This is a genomic window from Pseudomonas asplenii (assembly GCF_001293465.1).
GTDB lineage: Bacteria > Pseudomonadota > Gammaproteobacteria > Pseudomonadales > Pseudomonadaceae > Aquipseudomonas > Aquipseudomonas fuscovaginae_B.
The window spans coordinates 49,998-56,332 of record NZ_JSYZ01000005.1 but is presented as its reverse complement, the minus strand read 5'-3'; the positions used below and the strand labels follow the sequence as shown (position 1 = coordinate 56,332).

Annotated in this window: 8 protein-coding genes and 1 pseudogene; 5 read left to right on the top strand and 4 right to left on the bottom strand. The window is 63.7% G+C overall.

The window, feature by feature from the left end:
* The 5 genes and pseudogenes from PF66_RS31875 to PF66_RS08690 form a co-directional block, all read left to right on the top strand.
* Positions 1–300: pseudogene (locus PF66_RS31875) on the top strand (methyl-accepting chemotaxis protein); the annotation flags it as partial.
* A gap of 55 nt (positions 301–355) precedes the next feature.
* Complete coding sequence (locus PF66_RS08705) at positions 356–889, top strand: chemotaxis protein CheW (protein ID WP_054062470.1); 534 nt, start codon at positions 356–358, stop codon at positions 887–889.
* Between the two features lie 13 nt (positions 890–902).
* Complete coding sequence (locus PF66_RS08700) at positions 903–1,712, top strand: CheR family methyltransferase (RefSeq protein WP_054062469.1); 810 nt, start codon at positions 903–905, stop codon at positions 1,710–1,712.
* Positions 1,705–2,214 (top strand): chemotaxis protein CheD, encoded by a 510-nt coding sequence (locus tag PF66_RS08695; protein WP_054059327.1) that lies wholly within the window; start codon positions 1,705–1,707, stop codon positions 2,212–2,214. The genes PF66_RS08700 and PF66_RS08695 overlap by 8 nt, the downstream gene beginning before the upstream one ends.
* A complete protein-coding gene (locus PF66_RS08690; RefSeq protein ID WP_054062468.1) occupies positions 2,211–3,290 on the top strand; it encodes a protein-glutamate methylesterase/protein-glutamine glutaminase in 1,080 nt (359 codons plus the stop codon). Before PF66_RS08695 ends, PF66_RS08690 begins: the two co-directional genes overlap by 4 nt.
* Positions 3,291–3,383: 93 nt before the next feature.
* On the opposite strand, the gene PF66_RS08685 is transcribed toward PF66_RS08690, so the two are convergent.
* Genes PF66_RS08685 through PF66_RS08670 form a run of 4 tightly spaced genes read right to left on the bottom strand, consistent with a single transcriptional unit; the run spans position 3,384 to position 6,316 of the window.
* Positions 3,384–4,466, bottom strand: coding sequence for a protein-glutamate methylesterase/protein-glutamine glutaminase (locus tag PF66_RS08685; protein WP_054059325.1), 1,083 nt, complete (start codon positions 4,464–4,466; stop codon positions 3,384–3,386).
* 3 nt (positions 4,467–4,469) lie between these two features.
* Positions 4,470–4,961 carry a chemoreceptor glutamine deamidase CheD gene (cheD, locus tag PF66_RS08680; RefSeq protein ID WP_054062467.1) on the bottom strand — a complete coding sequence of 164 codons (492 nt, stop codon included), beginning with the start codon at positions 4,959–4,961 and terminating at the stop codon, positions 4,470–4,472.
* On the bottom strand, positions 4,958–5,767 hold the full coding sequence (locus PF66_RS08675) for a CheR family methyltransferase (protein WP_054062466.1): 810 nt from the start codon (positions 5,765–5,767) through the stop codon (positions 4,958–4,960). Before PF66_RS08675 ends, cheD begins: the two co-directional genes overlap by 4 nt.
* Before the next feature lie 9 nt (positions 5,768–5,776).
* On the bottom strand, positions 5,777–6,316 hold the full coding sequence (locus PF66_RS08670) for a chemotaxis protein CheW (RefSeq protein WP_054059322.1): 540 nt from the start codon (positions 6,314–6,316) through the stop codon (positions 5,777–5,779).
* Positions 6,317–6,335 lie beyond the last annotated feature (19 nt).

Sequence of the window (6,335 nt, the reverse complement as noted above, 5' to 3'; positions counted from 1 at the left end):
ACCACCGGTGTCAGCCAGATCAATACCGCCATGAGCCAGTTGAGCGAGATCACACAGCAGTCGGCCTCGTCCTCCGAAGAACTGGCTGCCACCGCCGAGGAGATGAGCAGCCAGGCCGAACAACTGCAACAGTTGATGGATTTCTTCAAGGTCGGCTCTTCGGGCAAGGCCAGCCATGAAGCCGGCGCCAAGGGTAAGGTCGGCATCGCACGCAAGGCTCCCCGCCGCGTCGTGGAAAGCAGTGACGACGACCTGTTCGATGACGCCGTACCCGCCGGGTTCGTCCGTTTCCAGCACTGATTCAACCCCTCGATCCCGTGACCGGGGCACCCGCCCGTGCCCCCAGGAGCGCAGCATGTCCAGCTTCTTCAGCCGCTCCGGCGACGCCGCCCTGCCGGATGCACCCCAGCAGTACCTGACCTTCACCCTGGCCAAGGAAGTCTTCGCCGTCGGCACCCGTAGCGTACGCGAGATCATCGAGTGCGCCAGCCTGACCCCCGTCCCCATGATGCCGTCGTGCGTTCTCGGGGTGATCAATCTGCGCGGCGGCGTAGTACCTATCATGGATCTGCGCCAACGCTTCGGTGCCGGGCAGACCACCCTCAACCGGCGCAGTTGCATCGTGATCCTGGAGGTGGAACGCGATGATCTGCGCCAGGTGATGGGTATCGTTGTCGAGGCGGTCAATGCCGTCATCGAGATCAATACCCAGGACATGGAGCCTGCTCCCAGCTTCGGCGCCCACATCCGCACCGACTTCATCCACGGCATGGCCAAGCTCGACGGCCGCCTGGTGGTGATGCTGGACATCGGCCGGGTGTTGTCCCTGGACGATCTGCAGGGACTGGTCGAGGTCGGCCGGGCCGGCAACATGCCGCTGTCGGCCTGACCAGGAGCCCGCCATGACCGAACTCAGCCTCTCCAACCCCGAATTCCACCAGTTCCGCGCCATGATCCACGAGATCGCCGGCATCGCCATGTCCGAGGCCAAGCGCCAGTTGATCGCCGGTCGGCTAAGCAAGCGCCTGCGCCACTTTGGTCTGGGCAGCTACGGCGACTACTACCGGTTGTTGATGAAGGACAAGGACGAGTTGCAAATGGCTGTCGATCTGCTCACCACCAACGAGACCTACTTCTTCCGCGAGCCCAGGCATTTCGACTTTCTGCGCGAGAAACTGGGCACGGAGCTGCAGCGTGGCAGCGGTCCGCTGCGTATCTGGAGTGCGGCCTGCTCCAGCGGAGAAGAACCCTACACCCTGGCCCTGCTGCTGGCCGACACCGTTCGCAGCCGGCCCTGGGAAATCCTGGCCTCGGATATCAGCACCCGCATCCTGGACAAGGCCCGCGCCGGTCTCTACCCCCTGGACGATGCCCAAGGCATTCCAAGCGACCTGCGCCAGCGCTTCTGCCTGCAGGGCACCGGTCGCAACGACGGCCTGTTCACCCTGGAGCCGGCGCTGAAGCAGCGCGTGCAGTTCCGCCAGATCAACCTAAACCGCACGCTGCCGGAAGTCGGAACATTCGACGTGATCTTCCTGCGTAACGTGATGATCTACTTCGACGCCGACACCAAGCGCCAGGTAGTACAGCGCCTGTGCGCGCGCCTGCGTCCGGGCGGTTACTTCCTGATCAGCCATTCGGAGAGCCTCAACGGCATCTGCGATGAGTTGCAGTCGGTACGCCCTTCGATCTACCGGAGGTCCCATGCGTAAGCCCAAGGGCATCATCGAGGTGTTCCTGCAGCCGGGCGAATTGTATTTTGGCGACCGCTACACCCGCTTGCGCACACTGCTGGGCTCTTGCGTCTCCATTGTGCTCTGGCACCGCGCGGCGCTGCTGGGCGGGATGTGCCACTACCTGCTGCCGACCTGCAGCCATCCGAATCAGAAACCGGATAGTCGCTACGCCGATGTCGCCCTGCATCAACTGCTGCAGGAAGTGCGCATGAGTGGCACGCACGCCAGGGACTACCGGATCAGCCTGTTCGGCGGCGGCAACATGCTGGAAAGCCGCAGCCGCCAGCACATCGGGCGCAAAAACATCGAAGCCGGCCTGGTACTGCTGGCCGCCCATGGCTTGACCTGCCACGCACGCGATGTGGGTGGCGAAGGCTACCGCAGCCTGATCTTCGACGTGTGGAGCGGCAACATCGCATTGCGCCAACCCCATCCTCAACAAGTTGCCAGTCGGCATGACGAGGCCCGCTCAACATGAAAAACATCAAGGTGATGATCGTTGACGACTCAGCAGTCGTGCGTCAGGTACTGACCGCCAGTCTGTCAGGCCACAATGGCATCGAGGTGATCGGTGCCGCCGCCGACCCGCTGTTCGCACTGGAGCGGATGAACCGGAACTGGCCGGACGTGCTGGTGCTGGATGTGGAAATGCCGCGCATGGACGGCATTTCCTTCCTGAAGAAGCTGATGGTCGAAAGGCCAACCCCGGTGGTGATCTGCTCGACCCTGACCGAAAAGGGCGCCGCCACCACCATCGAGGCCCTGGCGGCCGGCGCAGTCGCCATCGTCACCAAGCCCCAGGGCAACCTGCGCCAGTTCCTGATCGAGGCCACCGAAGAGCTGGTGAATGCCATCAAGGCTGCGTCCCAGGCGAGCCTGGGGCGAATGGTCGGCACGGCAGCGCACACCTCGGCCGCCGTCCCCCCCAAACTCACAGCCGACGCGATCCTGCCCGAGGGTGGATCGGCGGCCATGATCCGCACGACCGAACGCATCGTCGCCCTGGGCACCTCCACCGGTGGCACCCAGGCCCTGGAATATGTGCTGACCGCCCTGCCGCGGGTCTGTGCCGGTATCGTTATCGTCCAGCACATGCCAGAGAAGTTCACCGCCGCCTTTGCGGCACGCCTGAACAGTCTGTGCCAGATCGAAGTGCGCGAGGCGCGCCACGGTGACCGTGTGATTCCCGGCCGCGCCCTGGTCGCCCCCGGCGGCCGCCACATGCTGCTCAAACGAAGCGGCGCACAGTATGTGGTGGATATCGTCGACGGCCCTCCGGTATCCCGGCACAAACCCTCAGTCGATGTCCTGTTCCGCTCCGTTGCCCGTTCTGCCGGCGCCAATGCCACCGGCATCATCATGACCGGCATGGGCGACGATGGCGCGCGCGGGCTCAGGGAAATGTACGACGCCGGTGCCTACACCCTCGGTCAGGACGAGGCTTCCTGCGTGGTCTATGGCATGCCCAAGGAGGCTCGCAAGCTGGATGCGGTGCACCGGGAGATTCCTCTGGAGCAAATCCCGGCCTACATCCTCAAGGGCTACCATCCCTGAGTTCAACGCTCGGCGCCAGCCCCCCCCCAGGGTGGTTGAAAGCTGTCAGGAGGGTTGAGGCACCCCATCCGTCACGACTGGCAGCACGTCCATTCACTTATGCAGAATCGCCTGGTGAATGTCCTGCAGCGCCATGATCCGCTGCGCGGCATTGAGTTTGATCGCCTCCTTGGGCATCCCGAACACCACGCAGCTGGCTTCGTCCTGGGCCACCGTGGTGGCGCCGGCGTCGAGCATTTCCCTGAGGCCGCGCGCGCCATCGTCGCCCATGCCGGTCATGATGATGCCGGTGGCGTTCTTGCCGGCGAATTTGGCCACGGAGCGAAACAGCACGTCCACCGACGGACGATGGCGGTTGACCAGGGGGCCGTCGATGACCTGGGCGTGGTAAAAGGCACCGCTACGGGTCACCATCAGGTGTTTACCGCCCGGAGCGATCAGGGCCAGGCCGGGCAGGATGCGGTCGTTGTTGCGTGCTTCCCGGACTTCGATCTGGCACAGACTGTTGAGGCGCTCGGCGAAGGAGGCGGTGAATTTCTCCGGCATGTGCTGCACCACCACCATCCCCGGGCACACCCGCGGCAACGCCGTCAGTACGGTTTCCAGAGCCTGGGTCCCGCCGGTGGAAGTGCCGATGGCGACGATGCGTTCGGTGGTCTGTGCCATGGCATGGCCGGTGGCCGCGGGCAGGATCGCGTCCGCGCTGAGTTTGCTGGCGGGCACCGGCGCAGGCGTTACGGGGGCGCTGCGTTTGCCCAGGTTCCTGACGTTGGCATTGGCCGCCGCGCGAATCGCCCCGACCAGCTCGGCCGCCGAGTCGATCAGGAAGTTCTTCAACCCGGTGGTCGGCTTGGTGATGATCTCCACGGCGCCGGCCGACAGCGCCTGCAGAGAGGTTTCCGCGCCCTTCTGGGTCAGGGACGAGCAGATCACCACCGGCGTCGGCCGTTCGCTCATGATCTTGCGCAGGAAGGTGATGCCGTCCATGCGGGGCATCTCCACGTCCAGCACGATCACGTCCGGCCATTCCCGGGCGAGCTTGTCCATGGCGAAAATCGGATCGGAGGCGGCCCCCATGACCTGGATATCCGGCGTGTCGTTGAGGATCGTCAGCAGCACCTGGCGCACCACGGCCGAATCATCGACCAGCAACACGCTGATTTTTCTGTTAGGCATGTTCTAGAGGGTTCCCATTGGTTGATGCCGGACCCAGACGTTGCCGTTCCACAGGTCGAATACAATCGTGCGGTAGCCGGTACTGCCCATGTCCTGGGCAGCCAGGTGCAACCGATGCTGCTCGGCCAGGTCCAGCGCCGCGCGGATGTTCAGACGGGCCACGTCCTGCGTCGACACGGCGCGGCGCTGCTCGGGGAACATCTCGCCACCGCCGAACAGCTTGACCTGGTAATCCTGCGGCGTGGTGCCGTGGGCGCGCGCGTGCCGCAACAGCAGCTCGACCGCCTCGTCGGCATAGCGGCCGTCCAGACACTGGCCGCGGCGCAAGCGTGCCGGCAGCATGAAATGGCACATGCCGCCGATCAGCCGTTGCGGGTGCCAGAACGTGAACGCCACGCACGATCCCAGCAAGGTACGCAGGCGCGTCGCCCGGGAGGCAAAGCTGACCTGCCCTGGCGCCAATATCACTTCACTCACATCTACGGGCTTTTTCATGGTTTGCGATAAATCGACGGAGCCACCAGCTTGAGCGTGTCATTCACGCCGTGGAGGCTTTCCGAATGGCTGATGATGAAGTAACCACCGGACTTCAGGCGCGGCAGCAGGCGGGCCACCACTTGGCTCTTGGTCTTCTGGTCAAAATAGATCATGACGTTACGCAGGAAAATCACCTCGAACTCACCAAGCTCGGGCAGGCTTTCATTGAGGTTGACCTGGACAAAATTGACCCGGTTGCGCAGGGCCTTGTCGATCAGGAAGGTGCCCTCCTGGCGGCCAACACCCTTGAGGCAGTACTTGGTCAGCAGCGGCGTGGGCAAGGTGCCAGCGCGCTCCATGGGATAATGCCCGGTGCGCGCCCGAGCCAGTACCTGGGTGCTGATGTCCGAGCCGACCACCTCCCAGGGCGTGGTCCCCAGATGTTCGGCCAGGGTCATGGCCAGGCTGTAGGGTTCCTCGCCGGAGGAGCTGGCCGCGCTCCACACGCGAAACACCTTGCCTGACGCGGCCTTGGGCAGGACCTGTTGACGCAGGAAGTCGAAGTGCTTGGGTTCGCGGAAAAAATAGGTTTCATTGGTGGTCAGCAGATCCAGCGCGACCTGCCGCTCCCCCATATTCTGATCGCTCATGATCAGCCTGAAGTACTCGCCGTAAGTCTCCAGTTCGAAATGCTTGAGGCGTTTGAACAGGCGCCCGGCCACCAGGGCCTTCTTGGCGACCGACAGATTGATACCGGCCGCGCGGTACAACCAGGATTGGAACTGGCCGAACTCACGATCATCCAGAGAAGCGGTGTCTGACATGTTCGAACCTTAACGCGCGTCCAGGTCGAGCCCCGGTGCCTGGGCGACCTCGGCGAGGCTGGACATCTCGTCAATCGACAACACCTTGTCCACCGCCAGCACGATCACGAACTTGCCGTCGACCTTGGCCATGCCGCTGATGAAATCGGCGCGAATCCGCGCACCGAAGCTGGGTGGCGGTTCGATCTGGTCGGCCGGTATGTCCTGCACCGCGGAGACGGTGTCCACCAGCAACCCGATGTCCTGGGGCTCACCCTCCTCGCTCCGGGCCTCGATGATGATCACACAGGAACGCCGGGTGATCGTCGAGGTTTCCCGGCCAAAGCGGGCCGACAGGTCCACCACCGGCACCACGGCACCGCGCAGGTTGATCACGCCGCGCACAAAGGCGGGCATCATCGGCACCACGGTGAGGCTGCCGTACTCGATGATTTCCTTGATGCCCAGAATGCCGAGGGCGAACATCTCGCCGCCGAGTATGAAGGTCAGGTATTGCGCATCCTCGTCTGTCGCGATCGCAGTGTGGCGGGTGGTCATTACAGCGCCCATGTCATTCTCCCTTTGAGCC